Below are 16647 nucleotides of genomic sequence, written 5' to 3'. Positions count from 1 at the left end.
GCCGCCCGATGTGCGGCCGGTCGACGCTACCCGTGAACGACTACGCCGACGACTGTGCCGACGTGGATGTCGTCCACTGGGTGAACAGGCCCGGCGGCGGCTGCTGGCACCAGGCCCACTTGCCACCCTCCTTGCGGAACTGGTTCGGCTTGGTCTGGGTTTGGGTAGCGGCACCGCCAAAGCTGTAGGTCGCGGTGATGTCTCCGGTGGCGCTGTCGCCGATGATCTTGATGTTGTCGATCGCGAACTTCTCGACGGTGGTGTTCTCGCGGATCACCTGCAGCACGGTCGCGGCATAAGCGAACTGGTCGCGGCCGACGATCGCCTTGACCAGGGTGGCGCGCTCGCTGCTTCCCGCACTCGGGAATCGTTGTGCCACACTGCTGGACAAGGTGGAAGTGTCGCCGTACATCAAGGCTTCCTCGGCGCCCTGCCACGAGTTGATCGAGGGCACGAGCTTCTCGTCCGCGGTGCGGCTGGACACCTGGTAGCGCGGGCAGGTCAGGGCATTACCGGCGTCCAGATCGAGGCTGCCGAGGGCCTTGCCGAGCTGGGCGGTGACTTGACGGATCTGGTCTTGATCGCTGACCTGTGAGGTCGCGGGCGGCGGCGGGGGAGTCTCCGAGGGTTTGGTGAGCGTCTTGTAGACAGTGCACCCGGACAGAGCGGTAGCCAGCGTCGCGGCGACCACTATCGCGCGCGCTGACTTGCGGAAACGTGTGGCACGCACCTGAGGCATCGTCGAATACCTTCCCCGTGAGATATGTCAATGGCCAGATCATTAGCCTGGCGTAAGAAATCTAACTCATGGTGGCTCGGTTGTATTCCCGCGCCAGGTGCCGGGGGTCAGCGCCGCGTGATCGGGTGGCGGCTCAGAATCGAGATCCGATTGAACGTGTTGATCATGATGGCCGACCAGACCAGCACTGATACCTGATCGTCGGAGAGATGCGCCCGCGCGGCGGCGTACTGCTCATCGGTGAGGTGGCCTGCGGTGACCTCCGTCACGGCTTCGGCGATCGTCAGGGCCGCGCGCTCGACATCGGTGAACAACTCGGCCTCCTGCCACACCGGCAGTACTGCGATCCGCTGAGCTGACTCACCTTCCTCGAGCGCGACCCGGGTGTGCAGATCGAGACAGAACAGGCAGCGATTGAGTTGGGATACGCGAATATTGACCAATTCCAGCGTTGTTCGCGAGAGCCCGGCCTCGGTGGCCTGGGCGCGGAGTTCGGCGGCGGCTTTGGTCAGCCCCTGGTAGACAGACGGAGTCTGCTTGTCGATGTAGACGCGCTTCGCGGTCATCCCTGGCGGGCCTCGACCGCGGCCAGTGCCTCCGGTGTCACCGGGTCGACGATGTCGTCGAACTCATGGTGCTTGCCGACGAATTTCCGGACGTACGGGCACACCGGCACGATCCTGCGCCCGGTGGACCGTGTGGATGTCAGGGCCGACTCAACGAGTGTCCCGGCGAGGCCGCGGCCGCCGAACTTCTCGTCGATCTCCGTGTGATAGAAAATCCGCACCTTCGTGCCGCTCAGCGCGGTATCCAGGTATTCGGTGAAGCCCGCGCGTTCGCCGTCTGCCGTTATCTCGAATCGGTGGTTATCGGGTGCGTCGGCGACCGTGGTGGTGGATTCGGATCCGTCCATGGTGACCAACTATGCCGCACGCACCGTGAGTTCGGCCGATGATGAGGACATGAGCAATACCGAGACAGCCCCGACGGAGACCCGCTGCGAGGGCGGGCCGTGCCCGCGGGATGGACGTGGCCGTCCGGTGGTCGAAATACTCACTCCCCGAGAGGTTCCTCTCGGGGGGCCACGTGCGATGACGGTGCTGCGGACCCTGCCTCAGGCCGGGAGATCGCTGATCGGCGCCTGGTGCTTCGCCGACCACTACGGACCCGACGACATCGCGCAGTCCGGCGGCATGGATGTGGCGCCCCATCCGCATACCGGACTGCAGACGGTCAGCTGGCTGTTCGCCGGAGAGATCGAGCATCGCGATAGCAACGGAGTGCACGCGATGGTGCGGCCGGGGGAGCTCAACCTGATGACGGGTGGGCACGGCATCTGCCACTCGGAGGTGTCGACGGCCCACACCACCACGCTGCACGGCGTACAGCTATGGGTCGCGTTGCCCGATGAATCCCGGGACGCGGCACGGGATTTTCAGCATTACGCGCCCGATGCGGTCGCCGTGGGTGGGGTCAGTCTGCGTGTGTTTTTGGGGACCCTGGCGGGGCAGGTATCGCCGGTGCGCACTGCCACGCCGTTGCTTGGTGCCGAGCTGACATTGCAACCGCGCAGCCTGGTGCGATTCGACGTCGATCCCGGTTTTGAGCACGGGCTGCTGGTGGACACCGAGGCGGTGGAGTTGTCCGGAACCAGGTTGTCGCGGGGCGAGCTCGGATACGTCGGTACCGGCGTCGATCAGCTCACCGTGCTCAACCCGACCGATGCGGTAGCGCGGGCGATCCTGTTGGGCGGCAGGCCGTTCGGTGAGCAGATCGTGATGTGGTGGAACTTCGTCGGCCGTGATCACGACGAGATCGCGGGGTTTCGCGAGGAGTGGCAGGCCGAGTCCGAGCGCTTCGGGCAGGTGCAGGGATATGAGGGTGCGGTGCCTCGTTTGCCTGCCCCGCCACTGCCGACCGTGCGGATGGTCCCGAGGCGCAACGCGCCGACCGCCAACCCGGGAATTTAGATGCCGCTGAACAGAATTGTCTCGTACGTCCGTGCCACCGCCTGGATGAGTTTTCTGCTCCAGTGGTGGACCGAGCCGGTCCCGACGGGCTGGCTGCGGGCCTTCCTGCGGGAACGCAAGCTCGACCGGACCGTTCGCAACCTCATCGGCGGGTATGCGTTGATCTTCGCCGCGATCTGCGTGGCGGTGCAGTTCAGCGACACCGGGCCCCGAAGCACGGTGGGTCGCGCCATCGTCGTGGTGTGCGCGCTCGGCGCGCTGGGGTGGGCGGTGCGCTGGGTTGTAGGGCCGTGGCCTTCTCTGCGTGAAGCGGTCGCGTTTGTCGCCTTCGCCGACGTCGGAATCGCGGTGGCCTGCTGGCAGGACTCCGACCCGCTGGCAGGTTTGGTGGGAACGGTGCTGTTCACGCCGGTCGGCGCGTACGTCAGCTTCTTCCTGGGTAACCGGCTGCTGCTGGCGCACGTGGCGTGGTGCGGCCCGGTGATCTTCGCGCTGTCGCTGCGTCTGCTTGCCGAGGGCACGGTGGGTGCGGCGATGACCGCGGTGGTGAAAGTGACCAGCATGCTGGTGGTCGTGGTGTTGATACCCATGGTCATCCAATTCGGGATCGCGGTGGTGCGCTTGGATGCGCTGGCGGCACAGCGGGATCCGCTCACCGGGCTGCTCAACCGGCGCGGCATCTACGGCGAGTGGCAGCGTCTGCACGGCGGGTTGATGCGTGAGCACGGGTTGGAAGGCGACCGAGTGGTCGCCGCCGCCATCGTCGATATCGATCGCTTCAAGTCGATCAACGATCAGTACGGCCACGGCACGGGTGACCGGGTGCTTGTCGACCTGGCCAACGCGTTCGTGGGCGAATCGATGCGGGGAAACACGGTGGGCCGCTCGGGCGGCGAGGAGTTCATTGTAGTGACAATCTGCCCTGCGCATGCCGTCATTGATTTCGCCACCCGGCTCCGGGAAGCGGTGACGGCGTCCAAGCCGGCAGGCATCGCGGTGACCGCGAGTGTGGGGGTGGCGGCGCAGCCGGTTTCCAGTGTGGCGTCGGCGGCATCACGAGAGGCCATCGATGTACTGACCGCCTGCGCCGATCGTGCGATGTATGAGGCGAAGCGCAATGGCGGTAACCAATCTCGGATCCTTCACCCGGGATTGGATTCCGGTGATCACTACGTGTGGCAGTCGGGCGCCTAGCCTTCCAGCGGATCAAACCGGAAGACGGCGGCAATCCCGGCGAGAGCTTCGAACTCATCGGGGGTGCCCTCTTTGACCAGTCCGGCGTTTCTGATGAAGCCGACTCCGGTGGGTACTTCGACCGGAAACGCGCGCAGCACAGGTCGGGAATCTTCGGGCGACAGCTCGATGATCCGGACCCGCTGGGTGCGGCGGCCTTGGGTCAGGGTGCCCTCTTTGGCCTTGCGTGCATTGGTAATCCATGACGATCCGGGAACTCCGCCGACGGCATAGCGGTGGCCGTCGAGTGTGAACGGGGTGATGGGAGTCGGCCGCGGCTTGCCCGACTTGGCGCCCGGCACGGTGAGGACCACCATCGGCAATTTGAGGCCTATCTTGTGCCCGCCGATGACGACCTTGTTGAAGTATCTGAGCCATTTGGGAACGGGCTTGATGTCAACTGGCATGACATTAGGGTACGCCCCTGGGGTCGCGCTGACTAGGGGGTTCTACCGTTCAAAATGTCGCCGAGGAGACGGTTCACCTGCTCTTCGGCCACCAGTGCGTTGAGGCCCAGATCGGAGAGCTTTCGGGAGATTTCCGTGTGGCCGGACAGGATTGCCAGCAGCAGGTGCTCGGTACCGATGTAGTTGTGGCCCAGCCGAAGTGCGGTGTGCAACGTGGCTTCCAGTGCCTCCTGCGCATCACCGTCGAATTCCGCGGTGGGCAGTTTCGGGGCGACGGTCTCGTAGTCGGGTAGCGCCCGCACGGGAATTCCTAGGGCTTCGGTGCTTATCCCGGACTGCGAAACGATAAGTGCGGCGAGTCCTTTCGGATCACTTACGGTTCCGGCCAGAAGGTGGTCGACGGTGATCGGTGTGCCATCGGTGAGTGCGAACCCTGCTGCTGCCACGACTGATCGCCGGGCCCGGTCGGTGAAGCGGGAGAACATCCGTACCGATGGCACGAAGCGCTTCTGCGCCGCCTGCTTGGAGACGCCCATGCTGGACCCGATTTCGCTCCAGGAGGCGCCAGAGCGTCGGGCCTGGTCTACGAAATGTCCGATCAGGGCATCGGCATGATCGGAGAGCCGTCCGGCCAGCAACATCGCATCGGACAGGCGGTCCAAGGCGGTGCCGTCGGGATGCATCCCGCGCACCGACTCGATCAAGTTGTCGAGAGAGAGGGAGAAGTCGGCCATGCGTCAACCTTAGGTTGACGATATCGCACTGTCAACTGAAAGTTGACCAGTTGGTGGCCTTAACTGGCGCGCGGGCCGAACCGCCGCCGTGCCGCGTGGACGGCTCCGATCGAGCGGCCCAAGCGAGCCGCGACTTGTGCCGCGGTGGTCGACGCGTCCAGGGCCTTGTCGATCTCCTCGGTGGTCCAGGGCTTCTGCCAGTTCAACGGATGATTCCCGGCGTCGGCGAAGTAGCGCTGGGTTCGCCGGGCGGCCCGCTGGTTGATCCGCTCCCAGCGTTCGCGTTCTGAGTCACCGATTCGCTGCAGTCGCTGCGACTCGGCCGTGGAACAGCCCGCGCACCGGCAGCCCGATTGAAATCCCGCGAGACCGTGAACCGTCAGCATCTGCTCTCCTTTGCCTATCCATCGATGCGAGCAGATTCGCACCCGGTTGCGGTGCGGCTCTAGAAGCCAAAGTCACTTTCAGGGCTTCTCGTCGGACGTTCTGAATTGCGTGCGACGATCGCAGGTGTGGAGTTGCCCGCGTTAGACGATGTGCTGGACCGGCTGCACGTGGTCGCGCTACCCATGCGGGTGCGATTCCGCGGCATCACCACCCGTGAGGTGGCGTTGGTCGACGGCCCTGCGGGCTGGGGTGAGTTTGGTGCCTTTCCCGAATATCAGCCGCCTGAGGCCTCAGCCTGGTTGGCCGCGGCGATCGAGGCCGCCTACTACGAGCTTCCGGAGCCGCGGCGCACCCGAATTCCGGTCAACGCCACCGTGCCCGCGGTGGCCGCCGCGGCGGTGCCCGAGGTGCTGGCTCGTTTCCCGGGCGCCCGCACCGCCAAGGTCAAGGTGGCCGAGCCCGGGCAGACCCTGGATGACGACATCGCGCGTGTCGAGGCGGTCCGCGCGCAGATCCCCACCGTACGGGTGGACGCCAACGCGGGATGGACCGTCGAGCAGGCCGTTGAGGCACTGAGGGCACTGACCCGCACGGGCGCTCTCGAGTACGCCGAACAACCCTGCGCCACGGTCGAGGAACTGGCGGAGGTGCGTCGGCGGCTCCCGGATGTGCCGATCGCGGCCGACGAGAGCATCAGGCGTGCAAGCGATCCGATGCGTGTTGCGCGGGCTTGCGCGGCCGATATCGCGGTGCTCAAGGTGGCCCCGCTCGGCGGGGTGGCCGCGCTGCTGGATATCGCCTCGCGGATCGGTATGCCCGCGGTGATTTCCAGCGCCCTGGACAGCGCGGTCGGTATCGGTATCGGTTTGCGTGCGGCCGCGGCACTGCCGGTGCTCGAGCATGCCTGCGGATTGGGGACCGGGGGATTCTTTGTCGAGGATGTGGCGCAGGCGCCGACGCCCGAGGACGGTTACCTGCCGGTGTCGTCGTTCACACCCGACCCGGATCGGCTGGCGACACTCGTCGCCGCCGCAGACCGCCGCGACTGGTGGCGGCGCCGTGTGGCCGACTGCTACCCGCTGCTGAACCGGTAGGTTCTCTCAACGTGCCTCTCGCGAACATCAACGGCATCCAGATCAGTTACGACGATCGTGGGCCCCTGGCGCTCGGCGCCTCCGGTGATCCCGTCGTCTTCATCTCGGGGCGCGGTGGTGCCGGGCGCAGCTGGCACCTGCACCAGGTACCGGCATTTCGTGCCGCGGGTTATCGCACCATCACCTATAACAACCGGGGGATACCGCCGACCACCGAGTGCGCCGACGGTTTCACCCTGCAGGACATGGTGGCCGACGCCGCGGCGCTCATCGAGAGCCTCGGCGCGGCTCCGGCCCGATTGGTCGGGTTTTCCATGGGCGCGCTCATCGCCCAGGAACTCGCGCTCACCCGTCCGGACCTGGTGACCGCAGCGGTGTTCATGGGAACGCGGGGGCGCGAGGACTCCACCCGATCGTTCTTCCGCAAGGCCGAGCTCGAACTGTCCGCATCGGGTGTGCAGGTGCCGGCGGCATATCAGGCGGCCATGCGTCTGCTGTTGAACTTCTCGCCGAAGACCCTCAACAACGATGCCGCGATCAAGGACTGGATCGACATGTTCACGCTGTGGCCGGAGCCGACCTCGGGTGGCATCGATCACCAGCGCAGTGCCATCCCTGCCCCCGATCGGCCCGGCGCGTACTCAGGCATCACGGTTCCGTCGCTGGTCATCGGATTCAGCGACGATATGACCCTGCCGCCATACCTCGGCCGGGAGGTGGCCGAGGCCATCCCCGGCGGCACCTACGTCGAGATCGCCGACGCCGGGCACCTGGGCTTCATCGAACGTCCCGACGAGGTCAACCGCGTAATCCTGGAGTTCTTTGCGAGCGCCTCACAGGCGGTATGACACCCTGATGGCATGAACCCGTCGACCGCACAGGCCCATGCCGTCGTCGACGAGCTGATCCGCGGCGGCGTCCGCGATGTCGTGCTGTGTCCGGGGTCGCGCAACGCACCCCTGGCCTTCGCATTGCACGATGCGGACAAGGCCGGCCGGTTGCGTCTGCATGTGCGCATCGACGAGCGCACCGCGGGCTTCCTGGCGGTCGGTCTGGCGGCGGCCGGCGGCGCTCCGGTGCCGGTGGCGATGACGTCCGGCACGGCAGTAGCCAATCTGGGGCCCGCGGTGGTGGAGGCCAATTACGCCCGCATTCCGCTGATCGTGCTGTCCGCCAACCGCCCCTACGAACTGCTCGGCACCGGTGCCAATCAGACAATGGAGCAGCTCGGCTACTTCGGCACCCAGGTTCGCGCCGCGATCAGCATCGGTCTGGCCGAGGAGGGCTCGGAGAAGCTTGAGGCGCAGAACCCGCACTGGCGTTCGGCGACTTGTCGAGTGTTGGCTGCCGCCAAGGGATCCCGCACTGCCAATGCCGGCCCGGTGCAGTTCGACATTCCGTTGCGCGAACCACTTGTGCCCGATCGCGACGGGGGCGCGATACCCGCGGGCCGCCCCGGCGGGATGCCGTGGACCTACACCCCGGACGTGACGTTCGACGAACCCGTCGAGATCGACCTGACCCCCGATACCGTGGTGATCGCGGGGCATGGCGCGGCCGCGCACCCCAACCTGTCGATGTTGCCCACGGTGGCCGAACCTACTGCGCCCCAACCCGACAACCCTGTGCATCCACTGGCGCTGACCCTGTTGCATCCGCAGCAGGTGATCATGCTGGGACGGCCGACCCTGCACCGTCAGGTGTCATCATTGTTGGCGGACAATAGAATTCCGGTATACGCGTTGACCACCGGCCCGCGCTGGCCCGACGTGTCCGGCAACTCCCAGGCCACCGGAACCCGGGCAGTCACGTCCGGAAATCCGGATGCCGCGTGGTTGCAACGGTGCGCGCACGCGCACCAGAAGGCGCTCGACGCGGTGCGCGTACAGCTGGGTACTCATCCGCTGACCACCGGTTTGCATGTGGCGGCCAAGGTATGTGGGTCATTGCGCGACGGCGACCAGCTGGTGCTCGGCGCCTCCAACCCGGTACGCGATGCCGCGCTGGTCCCGTGGGGTGCCCGAGATGTTCGGGTGCGTTCCAATCGTGGGGTCGCCGGTATCGATGGCACGGTGTCCACCGCGATCGGTGCGGCGTTGGCGCATAAGGGGGGTCGTACCGTGGCCCTGATCGGTGATCTCACCTTCGTGCACGACAGCTCGGGGCTGCTGATAGGCCCGACCGAGCCGCGCCCCGAGAACTTGACCATCGTGGTCTCAAATGACAACGGCGGCGGCATCTTCGAACTGCTGGAACAGGGCGATCCGAGATTCGGTGACGTGTCCTCCCGCATCTTCGGAACCCCGCACGATGTCGACATCGCGGCCCTGTGCCGGGCCTACCATGTCGATTCGCAATCCATCTCCGTGGAGGAGCTCGGCCCCGCACTGGACGAACCCGCCGGGGGCATCAGGGTTCTGGAGGTCAAGGCCGACCGCTCCACTCTGCGTGAACTGCACGCCGCCATCAGGGCTGCCCTGTGAACCGACGCTCCCGTGTCATCAGGAGGGTCAGGATCGGGGTGCTGATATTGGCGGGACTGATGACCCTGCAGTCACTGCTACTGGTCGCGGGCGCCTGGCGAAACGACAAGGCCATCGAACGAGATATGGGTGTCGCGCTGGCCGAGGTGCTCAGCGCCGGGCCGCGGCGATCCACCATCGAGTTCGTCACGCCCGAACGAGTCACGTACCGGCCGGAATTGGGCGTTCTCTACCCGTCCGAGCTCAGCCCGGGCATGCGCATATATGTCGAATACGACAAATCCGACCCGGATTTGGTTCGCGTACAAGGGCGTAACGCCTCATTGTCGATAGTTCCGGCCGGGTCCATCATCGTCGTGGTCTGGGCGGTCGCTGGAACGGTGCTGCTGGGGCTTGCATGGATACAGCGGCGAAGTGCGGCGCCCATTCACGCTTAAGTTTGCGTGACGTATGCCTGGGGGCAACCTAACTGCCAGGTGACGCTGACATGCTGTCTACGTGCGCATCGCGATCGTCGCCGAGTCGTTCTTGCCGAACGTCAACGGAGTTTCCAACTCGGTGCTGCGGGTGCTGGAGCACCTCCGCCGCACCGGGCATGAGGCCGTCGTCATCGCACCGGACACTCCCCGTGGACAGGCCCCCGCTGGTACCGAATACGACGGAGTGCCCGTGCACCGGGTGCCGGCCGTCATGTTTCCGAAGGTGAGCACCCTGCCGCTGGGCGTGCCGCAGCCACGCATGGTGCGGATCCTTCGTGATTTCGCGCCCGACGTGGTGCACCTGGCCTCACCCTTCGTCCTGGGATACGGCGGGTTGCGTGCCGCCCAGCATCTGGACATCCCCACCGTCGCGGTCTACCAGACCGATGTGGCGGGTTTCGCCGACAGCTATGGCGCCGGTTTCGCCGCTCGTGCCGCCTGGCGCTGGACCAAGCATCTGCACGGCCGTGCCGACCGCACCTTGGCCCCGTCTTCTTCTGCGATGGAAGACCTTGCCGCGCACGGAATACCACGAGTGTTTCGGTGGTCACGCGGTGTCGACATCGAACGCTTCGCGCCCTCGGCGCGTGATGAGGATCTGCGCCACTCCTGGTCGCCCGAGGGCAAGCCGATCATCGGGTTTGTCGGGCGTCTGGCTCCCGAGAAACATGTGGAACGCCTGGCGGTGCTGGCTCAGTGCGATGACCTGCAGCTCGTCATCGTGGGCGGGGGCGTGGAGCGAGACGCACTCGAAAAGCTGATGCCCACAGCAATTTTCACCGGAGAGCTGACTGGGTCGGCGCTGTCGCGGGCATACGCCAGCCTCGATGTCTTCATTCACCCGGGCGAGCACGAAACGTTCTGTCAGGCGGTGCAGGAGGCGCTGGCCAGCGGGGTCCCGGCCATCGCTCCGGATGCCGGTGGACCACGTGATCTGGTGATCCCGGGACGCAACGGAATGCTGCTGCCGGTGGCTGATTTCGAGGCGCGGCTGGGAATGGCCGTCGATCATCTGGTGCAGCCGGCGACCCGCAGCCGATTCTCGGCGGCCGCCCGCCGGGGGGTGCTGTCACGCACCTGGCCCGCCATCTGCGACGAGCTGCTTGAGCACTACGCCGCCGCGGCGGGCACCACGCTGGGCCGCGGCATCATGACGGCCTAGTGCGCTGTACCGTCACGGTATGAACCGCGCCACCCTGGAAAAGGACCCGCACGAGGTCGCGTCCATGTTCGATGCGGTGGCCAAGCGATACGACATCACCAACACCGTGCTGTCCTTCGGTCGTGACCGCGCCTGGCGCCGTGCCACCCGCGAATCGCTGAAACTGAAGCCAGGGGACAAGGTGCTCGACATCGCCGCGGGCACCGCGGTCTCGACGGCAGAGCTCACCCAGTCCGGCGCCTGGTGTGTGGCGGCGGATTTCTCGGTCGGCATGCTCAAGGCCGGTGCGCATCGCACTGTGCCCAAGGTGGCCGGAGATGCGACGCGGCTACCGTTCGCGGATCACTCGTTCGACGCGGTCACCATCAGCTTCGGTCTGCGCAACGTCGTCGATCACGTCGAGGGACTGCGGGAGATGGCGCGCGTCACCAAACCTGGTGGCCGCCTTGCGGTGTGTGAATTCTCGACTCCGGTCAACCGGCCTTTCCGCACGCTGTACATGGAGTACCTGATGAAGACGCTGCCCTCGGTGGCGCGCGCCGTCAGCAGTAATCCGGACGCGTACGTGTATCTGGCCGAATCGATCCGGGCATGGCCCGATCAGGAGGCGCTGGCGCAGCAGATCATCTCGGCCGGATGGTCGAATGTGCGGTGGCGCAACCTCACTGGCGGCATTGTCGCCCTGCATGTGGCCACGCTCTGACCACAGGCTCCCATCAGCTGAACGGCGGGCGTGAATCGATGCGGCGTGAGCCGCCACCGGCCACTCGCCAGGCGCGCGCTACCGCGTCATGGTCTTCGTCGGTCACCAGATTTCCCATGAGCCGCACCGCGACCCGCATCAGCACCTGAGAGCGCATGCCGACCGGACCCATGACGGGCAGGAAGCGCGGCAGGGTCAGCAACGCCGCGAGCCGTCGCGCGATCGAGAACGACCGGCCATACCGGTCGCGGAGCAGCTCCGGCCACAACTGTGCGTAGTCGTGGGCGTCGAGCACCTCGGCGGCCAGATGACCGGTCTCCAGACCGTAATCGATGCCCTCGCCGTTGAGCGGGTTGACGCACGCGGCGGCGTCGCCGATGAGCATCCAGTTGGGGCCCGCGACGCCGGACACCGCACCGCCCATCGGCAGCAGTGCCGAGGCGATGGAGTGCAGGCGGCCACTGAGCCCGAAGTCTTCGCGCCGCAGCTCGGTGTAGTACTCGATGAGCGGACGCAGCGCGGCATCAGCGGGGCGCTTGGAGGTGGCGAGTGCGCCGACGCCTATGTTGATCTGCCCGCCGCCCAGCGGGAAGATCCAGCCGTACCCGGGGAGCACCTGGCCCTCGGGTGAACGCAGCTCCAGATGCGAGGTCATCCATTCCTCGTCGCCGCGTGCCGACTCGATGTACGCGCGACCGGCGACGGCATACACGGTGTCCTTGTGCCACTCGCGCCCGAGGACCTTGCCCAGAGGGGAGCGCACACCGTCGGCGACGATGACGGCCTTGCAGGCTATCTCGCCCGGGCCGCTGTCGTCGAGCACCCGTACCGAGGTGACCCGGCCCGCCGAGTCGCGTTCGACGTCAACCGCCTTGGTGGATTGGGCCATCTTGGCCCCGGAATCCACCGCCACCTGCCGGATCTTGTCGTCCAATTCGGTGCGGCGCACCGCGCTGCCGGTGCCGCCGAAAGATGGCCCGGGCCAGGGCACTTCGATGTCGCCGCCAAATCCATGCAGCCGCAGACCCTGGTACCGGATGTGCTCGTCGAGCCATGGTTTCAGCCCCAGCAGCTCCAGCTGTTCGACGGCGCGCGGGGTCAGCCCGTCACCGCAGGTCTTGTCTCGGGGGAACACCGCCGAATCGACCAGGACCACCTCACGCCCGGAGCGTGCCGCCCACGCCGCGGCCGCCGATCCGGCTGGTCCGGCACCGACGACGACCAGGTCCGCTGACGTCTGCACCTTCACAGTATGTTGGACCGGTGAGTAACTCGACCACGGTGGCCGGAGTTGACCTCGGTGATCCCGTATTCGCCGCGAAGGTGCGCGACCATTTGGCCGCGATCGAAACCCTCATCGTGACCGAGCTTGGGCAGTCGGACCCGCTGTTGACGGAGTCGGTGCTGCACCTTTTCCACGCAGGCGGTAAGCGCTTCCGCCCGCTGTTCACGGTGCTCGCCGCCCAGACCGGACCCGATCCGGACAACGACGAGGTGATCCTCGCCGGCGCGGTGTGCGAGCTCATTCACCTGGCCACGCTGTACCACGACGACGTCATGGACGAGGCGCAGAAGCGTCGCGGCGTGCCCAGCGCCAATGCTCGCTGGGGTAACAACGTCGCGATCCTCGCCGGGGACTATCTGCTGGCCACGGCCTCGCGGCTGGTGTCCCGGCTGGGGCCCACCGCGGTGCGGATCGTCGCGGAGACCTTGGCCGAACTGGTGACGGGCCAGATGCGGGAGACCGCCGGGGTGCCGCAGGGCGGTGACGAGACCGAGCACTACCTCAAGGTGATCCACGAGAAGACCGGGTCGCTGATCGCGGCGACCGGACGCTTCGGCGGCATGACCTCCCGGTGCGATGACGAGCAGATCGAGCGGCTGAGCCGTCTAGGTGCCATCGTCGGGACCGCGTTCCAGATCTCCGACGACATCATCGATATCGAGAGCCTCACCGACGAGTCCGGTAAGACACCTGGCACCGACCTGCGCGAGGGGGTGCACACGCTGCCGATGCTGTACGCCCTGCGCGATACCGGGCCGGAGGCCGATCGGCTGCGTGTCCTGCTGGCCGCGCCGATCACCGACGATGCCGAGGTGGAAGAGGCTTTGACGCTACTGCGGGGATCGAACGGGCTGGTTCAGGCGAAGTCGGTGGTACTGGACTACGCCGATCGCGCCAAGGCCGAGCTGGTCGAGCTGCCCGCGGGTGCCGCCCGCGACGCGTTGGGCGTGCTCATCGAATACACCGTCCGTCGTCACGGCTGAGCGCGCGGAACCCGAGCGCGCCCTGCTTCGTTAGCTTGGGTGAACCGAGTAAACGGAAGGGAAGCTCATGTCGACGGCAGGACCGAGCCACGCCAACGGACTGAAGACAGTGCTCCTGCTGGGCGGCATGTCGGCGATGATCGTGTTCATCGGCTCGCTGTTCCACAGCAAGAGCATCCTGCTGCTGGCCGTTCTGTTTGCCGTGGGCATGAATGCGTACGTGTACTTCAAGAGCGACACCTTGGCGTTGCGTGCCATGCACGCCCAGCCGGTGACGGAACTGCAGCAGCCCGCGATGTACCGGATCGTGCGGGAGCTGGCGACCGTGGCACGCCAGCCGATGCCCAGGCTGTACATCAGTGACACCAATGCGCCCAATGCCTTTGCGACGGGCCGCAATCCGCGTAATGCCGCGGTCTGCTGCACAACGGGCATCATCGATCTGCTCTCTGAGCGTGAGTTGCGTGCCGTGCTGGGCCACGAACTCTCGCATGTCTACAACCGCGACATCCTGATCTCGAGTGTGGCGGGTGCGCTTGCGGCCGTCATCTCGGGGCTGGCCAATATGGCGATGTTCATGAACTTCTTCGGTGGTGGCGGCGACGATCGCCCGAATCCCTTTGCCCTTTTCCTGGTTTCGATGCTGGGGCCGGTGGCTGCCACGGTGGTGAAAATGGCGGTGTCCCGTTCACGTGAGTATCAGGCCGACCAGTCGGGCGCCGAACTGACCGGAGATCCGCTGGCCCTGGCCTCGGCCCTGCGCAAGATCTCCGGCGGGGTGCAGGCCGCACCGTTGCCGCCGGAGCCGCAGCTGGCCAGCCAGTCGCACCTGATGATCGCCAACCCGTTCCGGGCCGGCGACCGGGTGGCATCGCTGTTCTCGACACATCCACCGATGGCCGATCGTATTGCGCGCCTTGAGGATATGGCCCGCTTCTAACGGCTCGACGGCAACCGGACCGTGCGTCCGGTCTGCGCGGCCAGCCGGTCGAGTACGGGCGCATCCGGGGCGACGGGCTGTGGGGTACCGAACTTCCCCGACCGTGCGAATGCTCCGGCACGCTGCTCAACTAGGCCCAGCGCATTCTCGACGAGGTCGGCGGGCAGGTCCGCGGGAACGCCGGTGGACTGTGCCAGGTCCCAGCCGTGGGTCAACAGGTCGGCCATCCGGATCCGAAGCTGGTTGTCTCCGGTCGTGTGGGCGAATGGGCCGGGATAGGTCTGCTCGAGCACCCCGGGGCGTGTCAGCGTCTCGCTCAATGCCAAGACCGACTGCTGATACGCCGCGGCGGGATCATCGTCGGCGCCGCCACCGGGCCCGCCGAAGCGCTCGGACAGCGAGTAGTTCACGTCGATCAGATGGTTGACCAGCTGGCGCAGAGTCCACTCGGCGCACGGCGTCGGCTCGTCCCACTGCTCCGGGAGTATTGCGGTGACGAGTTTTCCGACGGCCGACGAGGCCCGCAGAAAGTCCTCGGTGGCACTCATCAGCGATACACCATCACCGTGGTGGTCCCGTGTGCCACCAGCCGGCCCTGGGAGTCGACAACCTTGCCCTCGGCGGTCGCGACCCTGCGCCCTGGGTGCAAGACCGTGCCCGTCGCGATCAGCTTCTCGCCGTCGGTGGCGACGGTACGGACATAGTTGACCTTGAGTTCGAGTGTCCCGTAACCGATTCCAGCCTCCAGCGTGGAGTGCACGGCGCAACCCATGACGGAGTCGAGCAGCGTCGCGCAGATTCCGCCGTGCAGGGTGCCGAGGGGATTGGCGAACTCGGGCCGGGTGACCACGCTGAATGCGACGGAACCGAAGCTGATTTCTTCCAGCTGCATCCCGAGTAGCCGGGAAATGGGTGGCGTCGCCTCTGGCGTTCCTCCCATGCTCTTCAGCAGTTCGAGTCCGGACAGGTTCTCGATTTCGATGGTCATACCGCACCTTCCGCGTAGACTGATTGGTCCATATCGACGGTAGCAGGGCATGGACCGATCGGTCCATTTGGATGAGGAGGCTGAGGTGACACCGGGTCCACGGCAGCGGCTGATCGATAGCGCGATCGCGATGATGCGCGAACGCGGGGTGCATGGCACCGGCCTCGCTGATCTGCTTAAACGCAGCGGCGCGGCCCGGAACTCCATTTATCAGCACTTCCCGGAGGGCAAGGGTGAGCTCATCGCCGAGGCCGAAAGGGAGGCCTCGGCGCAGGCCAACGCGTTCCTTGGCGCGCTAAGGGAGCGTGGCGATACCGAGTACGTCCTCGCCAAATTCATCAAGTGGTGGACAAACCAGCTGCAGACCCACGACTTCGACACCGGATGCCCTCATGCGGCGGCTGCGCTCGCGGGTCCGGGGGAGGAGCAGATCCGGACCGCGGCCCACGACGCCTTCCTGGGGATGCGGACTCAGCTGGAGGGTTCGTTGCGGGACTCGGGCCTGGTCGACGGCGCAGACGGCGTGGCGTCGCTGATTGTCAGCGCGATCGAGGGGGCGCTGCTGCAAGCGCGGGCGGCGCGCTCGGTGCAGCCACTGCGCGAGGTTGAGCGCGAACTCGTGGCGCTGATTCGCGCTCGACGGCAGTAGGGGCGAAAACCCTTATTCCGGTTCGACTTCCGAGAGATCGGTAGCGACGTGGAAGGGCGGAGTGCTCTTCCCGATCACCCGATACCGATTCCACGGGTCGGGGTCGCCGATGAAGGCATCCCGCGCGCTGTGGGTGGTGCGGATCGTGGCATGCACGCGTGCCTCGTCGCCGACGATCGCGGTCAGTTGTTCGTTCGGCCTGATGCGTCCGATCCATCGGTAAATGCCGTCGATCGGCTCGCTGTACCCCTTGAGCTCCAGCTGGACCGGTACCTCGACACCGCGAACGGTCACCGTCGCCTCGCCGATGTAGTCCGAATCATCATGCGGGCTATGGCTGAAGACGCTGTTGGTGTCGTCCTGTCGGGGAAGGGTCATGACTCTCCTCTTGACAACCGGGATACCGCCCCG

20 protein-coding genes and 1 pseudogene are annotated in these 16647 nt (G+C 66.1%); 11 read left to right on the top strand and 10 right to left on the bottom strand.

Annotation, left to right across the window (positions count from 1 at the left end):
- Positions 1-40 precede the first annotated feature (40 nt).
- The 3 genes from HBA99_RS20140 to HBA99_RS20130 all read right to left on the bottom strand — a co-directional run bounded on the left by HBA99_RS20140 (position 41) and on the right by HBA99_RS20130 (position 1652).
- Complete coding sequence (locus HBA99_RS20140) at positions 41-739, bottom strand: hypothetical protein (protein ID WP_101312784.1); 699 nt, start codon at positions 737-739, stop codon at positions 41-43.
- 107 nt (positions 740-846) lie between these two features.
- Positions 847-1305, bottom strand: a complete 459-nt coding sequence (locus HBA99_RS20135; protein WP_057967868.1) for a carboxymuconolactone decarboxylase family protein — start codon at positions 1303-1305, stop codon at positions 847-849.
- Entirely contained in the window at positions 1302-1652 is a 351-nt protein-coding gene (locus HBA99_RS20130; protein ID WP_057967869.1) for a GNAT family N-acetyltransferase, read from the bottom strand. Before HBA99_RS20130 ends, HBA99_RS20135 begins: the two co-directional genes overlap by 4 nt.
- Before the next feature lie 49 nt (positions 1653-1701).
- Here HBA99_RS20130 and HBA99_RS20125 point away from each other — a divergent pair, with 49 nt between their 5' ends.
- Positions 1702-2709 (top strand): pirin family protein, encoded by a 1008-nt coding sequence (locus tag HBA99_RS20125; RefSeq protein WP_057964925.1) that lies wholly within the window; start codon positions 1702-1704, stop codon positions 2707-2709.
- Positions 2710-3903 carry a GGDEF domain-containing protein gene (locus tag HBA99_RS20120; RefSeq protein WP_057967870.1) on the top strand — a complete coding sequence of 398 codons (1194 nt, stop codon included), beginning with the start codon at positions 2710-2712 and terminating at the stop codon, positions 3901-3903.
- Here the strand turns inward: HBA99_RS20120 and HBA99_RS20115 are convergent.
- The 3 genes from HBA99_RS20115 to HBA99_RS20105 are packed head-to-tail and all read right to left on the bottom strand — an operon-like array spanning position 3900 to position 5469.
- Positions 3900-4349 (bottom strand): nitroreductase/quinone reductase family protein, encoded by a 450-nt coding sequence (locus HBA99_RS20115; protein WP_057967871.1) that lies wholly within the window; start codon positions 4347-4349, stop codon positions 3900-3902. The two genes, HBA99_RS20120 and HBA99_RS20115, sit on opposite strands and share 4 nt — an antisense overlap.
- 32 nt (positions 4350-4381) lie before the next feature.
- Entirely contained in the window at positions 4382-5083 is a 702-nt protein-coding gene (locus HBA99_RS20110; protein ID WP_057967872.1) for a Clp protease N-terminal domain-containing protein, read from the bottom strand.
- Positions 5084-5142: 59 nt separating this feature from the next.
- The gene (locus HBA99_RS20105; RefSeq protein WP_057967873.1) at positions 5143-5469 is read right to left on the bottom strand and encodes a hypothetical protein; all 327 of its coding nucleotides are present in this window, start codon (positions 5467-5469) and stop codon (positions 5143-5145) included.
- A gap of 126 nt (positions 5470-5595) precedes the next feature.
- Between HBA99_RS20105 and HBA99_RS20100 the strand changes: the two genes are divergently transcribed.
- From HBA99_RS20100 to HBA99_RS20075, 6 genes and pseudogenes are all read left to right on the top strand, one after another.
- Positions 5596-6564 carry an o-succinylbenzoate synthase gene (locus tag HBA99_RS20100; RefSeq protein ID WP_057967874.1) on the top strand — a complete coding sequence of 323 codons (969 nt, stop codon included), beginning with the start codon at positions 5596-5598 and terminating at the stop codon, positions 6562-6564.
- Between the two features lie 11 nt (positions 6565-6575).
- Positions 6576-7412 (top strand): alpha/beta fold hydrolase, encoded by an 837-nt coding sequence (locus tag HBA99_RS20095; protein WP_057967875.1) that lies wholly within the window; start codon positions 6576-6578, stop codon positions 7410-7412.
- A gap of 12 nt (positions 7413-7424) precedes the next feature.
- Positions 7425-9047 carry a 2-succinyl-5-enolpyruvyl-6-hydroxy-3-cyclohexene-1-carboxylic-acid synthase gene (gene menD, locus HBA99_RS20090; RefSeq protein WP_057967876.1) on the top strand — a complete coding sequence of 541 codons (1623 nt, stop codon included), beginning with the start codon at positions 7425-7427 and terminating at the stop codon, positions 9045-9047.
- Between the two features lie 2 nt (positions 9048-9049).
- Positions 9050-9484, top strand: a pseudogene (locus HBA99_RS20085) (DUF3592 domain-containing protein); the annotation flags it as partial.
- Positions 9485-9545: 61 nt separating this feature from the next.
- On the top strand, positions 9546-10688 hold the full coding sequence (locus tag HBA99_RS20080) for a glycosyltransferase family 4 protein (RefSeq protein ID WP_057967877.1): 1143 nt from the start codon (positions 9546-9548) through the stop codon (positions 10686-10688).
- A 19-nt stretch (positions 10689-10707) separates the two neighbouring features.
- Positions 10708-11391 carry a demethylmenaquinone methyltransferase gene (locus tag HBA99_RS20075; protein WP_030096568.1) on the top strand — a complete coding sequence of 228 codons (684 nt, stop codon included), beginning with the start codon at positions 10708-10710 and terminating at the stop codon, positions 11389-11391.
- A gap of 13 nt (positions 11392-11404) precedes the next feature.
- On the opposite strand, the gene menJ is transcribed toward HBA99_RS20075, so the two are convergent.
- Complete coding sequence (menJ, locus tag HBA99_RS20070) at positions 11405-12634, bottom strand: menaquinone reductase (RefSeq protein WP_057967907.1); 1230 nt, start codon at positions 12632-12634, stop codon at positions 11405-11407.
- Positions 12635-12672: 38 nt separating this feature from the next.
- Between menJ and HBA99_RS20065 the strand changes: the two genes are divergently transcribed.
- Positions 12673-13659, top strand: a complete 987-nt coding sequence (locus tag HBA99_RS20065; RefSeq protein ID WP_070952444.1) for a polyprenyl synthetase family protein — start codon at positions 12673-12675, stop codon at positions 13657-13659.
- A gap of 67 nt (positions 13660-13726) precedes the next feature.
- Positions 13727-14599 carry a zinc metalloprotease HtpX gene (gene htpX, locus HBA99_RS20060; protein WP_030096571.1) on the top strand — a complete coding sequence of 291 codons (873 nt, stop codon included), beginning with the start codon at positions 13727-13729 and terminating at the stop codon, positions 14597-14599.
- Here the strand turns inward: htpX and HBA99_RS20055 are convergent.
- Together HBA99_RS20055 and HBA99_RS20050 are read right to left on the bottom strand one after the other, a co-directional pair.
- Entirely contained in the window at positions 14596-15147 is a 552-nt protein-coding gene (locus tag HBA99_RS20055) for a TIGR03086 family metal-binding protein (RefSeq protein ID WP_057967878.1), read from the bottom strand. The genes htpX and HBA99_RS20055 overlap by 4 nt on opposite strands.
- Positions 15147-15587: a PaaI family thioesterase gene (locus HBA99_RS20050; RefSeq protein WP_057964825.1), complete on the bottom strand. Its 441-nt coding sequence runs from the start codon at positions 15585-15587 to the stop codon at positions 15147-15149. Before HBA99_RS20050 ends, HBA99_RS20055 begins: the two co-directional genes overlap by 1 nt.
- A 49-nt stretch (positions 15588-15636) precedes the next feature.
- Here HBA99_RS20050 and HBA99_RS20045 point away from each other — a divergent pair, with 49 nt between their 5' ends.
- Complete coding sequence (locus HBA99_RS20045; RefSeq protein ID WP_057967879.1) at positions 15637-16236, top strand: TetR/AcrR family transcriptional regulator; 600 nt, start codon at positions 15637-15639, stop codon at positions 16234-16236.
- A gap of 12 nt (positions 16237-16248) precedes the next feature.
- Here the strand turns inward: HBA99_RS20045 and HBA99_RS20040 are convergent, their stop codons facing one another.
- Entirely contained in the window at positions 16249-16614 is a 366-nt protein-coding gene (locus HBA99_RS20040) for a DUF4873 domain-containing protein (RefSeq protein ID WP_030096575.1), read from the bottom strand.
- Positions 16615-16647 lie beyond the last annotated feature (33 nt).

The sequence above is a fragment of the Mycobacteroides chelonae genome (genome assembly GCF_016767715.1).
Taxonomy (GTDB): Bacteria; Actinomycetota; Actinomycetes; order Mycobacteriales; family Mycobacteriaceae; genus Mycobacterium; species Mycobacterium gwanakae.
Note: the sequence above shows the minus strand (reverse complement) of the source record. Positions and strands in the feature narration are given on the sequence as shown.